The following is a 2,213-nucleotide window of genomic DNA, read 5'->3' as shown; positions in this document are numbered from 1 at the left end:
GGGATGACAATTTCGTGAGGATTCGCGTGATTCGTCGTTTCTTTTCTTACTTTGCCGACCGGTAACGCTTAACTTAACGGCATTGATACTATCCTGCTTCGCCTTGCCGAACCGGGGTGGTTTACCGGACGGCTTGGAGTGCGAATGGAAGATACCAGCGGACAGGTTTGTTTACTCATGTATCCTTCATGCCAAGGGATGCCAGTCACCCCCATTATCCACAGCTTGGTCCGGGCTAGTCGCGCCCGGCTCGATCGCTGCCTCCCGGCGCTCCTGGTCCAGATACCGCATCAGGGCCCGCGTCAGATCCCTCGTACCCTCGCCCGTGACGGCGGAGATACCAAATGCCGGGCCGCTCCAGCCGAGCCGCTCCAGGATCCCGGTACGCCGCCGTTCAAAGTCCGCGGGATCCAGCAGGTCGCGCTTGTTGAGCACGAGCCAACGCTCCTTCCGTGCCAGGTTCCCATCGTAGGCCCTGAGCTCACTTTCGACCTCGCGCACCTGTTGTACCGGATCCACAAAATCGTCCGGGGGGGCAATGTCTAGTAGATGCAACAATAATCTGGTGCGGGCAAGGTGCTTGAGGAAGCGAATGCCCAATCCCGCCCCCGTGGCCGCACCCTTGATGACACCTGGTATGTCCGCGACGACGAAGCCGCGCCCGTTTCCCGAGCTGACCACGCCCAGATTGGGGTACAGGGTCGTGAAGGGATAGCCCGCTACCTTCGGCCGGGCACCGGATAGCTTGCGAATCAGACTCGATTTACCCGCGTTCGGGAAGCCCAGCAGCCCAACGTCCGCGAGCAGAATGAGTTCCAGGTGGAGCCGGCGCTGCTCCCCAGGTGTTCCCGGCGTGGATTGGCGCGGCGCGCGGTTGGTGCTCGACCGGAAGCGGGCGTTGCCGATACCGTGGAAACCACCCTGGGCAACGAGCAGACGCTCACCTTTACGCAAGAGCTCGCCGATGGACTCCCAGGTCTCCTTGTCCCGCACCCGGGTGCCGACCGGAACCCGTACCAGCAAGTCCTCGCCGCTACGACCGGTCATATTGCGGCCCATGCCGTCCTTTCCGCGCTCGGCGCGGAATCCTCGCCGATGGCGGAAATCCACGAGGGTATTGAGATTGGCGTCCGCAACCAGAAAAACACTGCCGCCGTCCCCGCCGTCCCCACCATCCGGGCCGCCTCTGGGGATGAACTTCTCGCGCCGGAAGCTCACGCAACCGCTGCCGCCGTCGCCGGCCTCGACGCGGATACTGGCCTCATCGACGAACTTCATGACTTGATTTCTAAGGACCTGTTGTTGCCCCTGCCTGCCTGACACTCCGAAGTTTGACGGGGACCATGGCCGGAGACATCACAACACAGTCAAAAACGCAAAAAGCCCCGTCACTCGACGAGGCTTTTCCACCTAGAGACTTAGGACCTGAAAACGGGGAGATTAAGCGGTCTCGACGCTGACGTACTTGCGGTTCCTGGGGCCCTTGACTGCGAACTTCACGACGCCCTCCGCCAGCGCATAGAGGGTGTAATCCCTACCACGACCCACATTCTCACCATTATGGAACTCGGTGCCCCGCTGACGGACGATTATATTGCCGGCCCGGACCGCCTGGCCGCCGTAGATCTTGACGCCGAGGCGTTTGGATCGTGAATCGCGACCATTACGGGAGCTGCCGCCTGCCTTTTTGTGTGCCATGGTGCCATTCTCCTCAACCGGCGTTGATACCGGTAACCTCGAGCTCCGTGAACCCCTGACGATGGCCTTGGCGCTTCAGGTGGTGCTTACGCCTGCGGAACTTGATGACCTTGACCTTTTTGTCACGGCCATGGGATTTAATGGTAGCCGTCACCTTGCCGCCGTTCAGGTAGGGCTTGCCAACCTTGATATCCTCACCGTCAGCAACCATGAGCACCTTGTCGAGCTCGACAGCCGCACCCGCCTCGGCAGCGATTTTCTCGACTTTCAGCGTGTCGCCCTCGGCAACCCGGTATTGCTTGCCCCCGGTTTGAATTACTGCGTACATGAAACCCGTCTCCCTAACAATCTGTCCGGTTGGCGCCCCTGGGGCGGGACAAGCCGAGGGAAAGGGATGTTAGCTTGTGCTGCCGATCGAGTCAAACCATCCGGATTTAAGGCAGTGGCTCAGTTTGAAAATTTTATGCTTGGCCGCTCACTTTCCGGCCCATTTAACGCCACGACGCAATGGCGCC

At 60.4% G+C, this 2,213-nt stretch carries 3 protein-coding genes; all 3 read right to left on the bottom strand.

Features of this window, described 5'->3' with window-relative positions; genetic code table 11:
* Window positions 1-186: 186 nt before the first annotated feature.
* A complete protein-coding gene (gene cgtA, locus BQ17_RS08390) occupies window positions 187-1,278 on the bottom strand; it encodes an Obg family GTPase CgtA (RefSeq protein ID WP_089726095.1) in 1,092 nt (363 codons plus the stop codon).
* A gap of 162 nt (window positions 1,279-1,440) precedes the next feature.
* A complete protein-coding gene (gene rpmA, locus BQ17_RS08385) occupies window positions 1,441-1,698 on the bottom strand; it encodes a 50S ribosomal protein L27 (RefSeq protein ID WP_089726093.1) in 258 nt (85 codons plus the stop codon).
* A gap of 13 nt (window positions 1,699-1,711) precedes the next feature.
* Window positions 1,712-2,026 (bottom strand): 50S ribosomal protein L21, encoded by a 315-nt coding sequence (gene rplU, locus BQ17_RS08380; protein WP_089726091.1) that lies wholly within the window; start codon window positions 2,024-2,026, stop codon window positions 1,712-1,714.
* Between the last annotated feature and the right edge of the window lie 187 nt (window positions 2,027-2,213).

Source organism: Candidatus Thiosymbion oneisti (assembly GCF_900092655.1).
GTDB lineage: Bacteria > Pseudomonadota > Gammaproteobacteria > Chromatiales > Chromatiaceae > Thiosymbion > Thiosymbion oneisti.
The sequence above is the reverse complement of the archived record's forward strand: the minus strand, read 5'-3'. Positions and strand labels throughout refer to the sequence as shown.

Bases quoted from the DNA above. Each gene is read 5' to 3' on its own strand.
- cgtA (WP_089726095.1), bottom strand. From the start codon at position 1,278: ATGAAGTTCGTCGATGAGGCCAGTATCCGCGTCGAGGCCGGCGACGGC.
- rpmA (WP_089726093.1), bottom strand. From the start codon at position 1,698: ATGGCACACAAAAAGGCAGGCGGCAGCTCCCGTAATGGTCGCGATTCA.
- rplU (WP_089726091.1), bottom strand. From the start codon at position 2,026: ATGTACGCAGTAATTCAAACCGGGGGCAAGCAATACCGGGTTGCCGAG.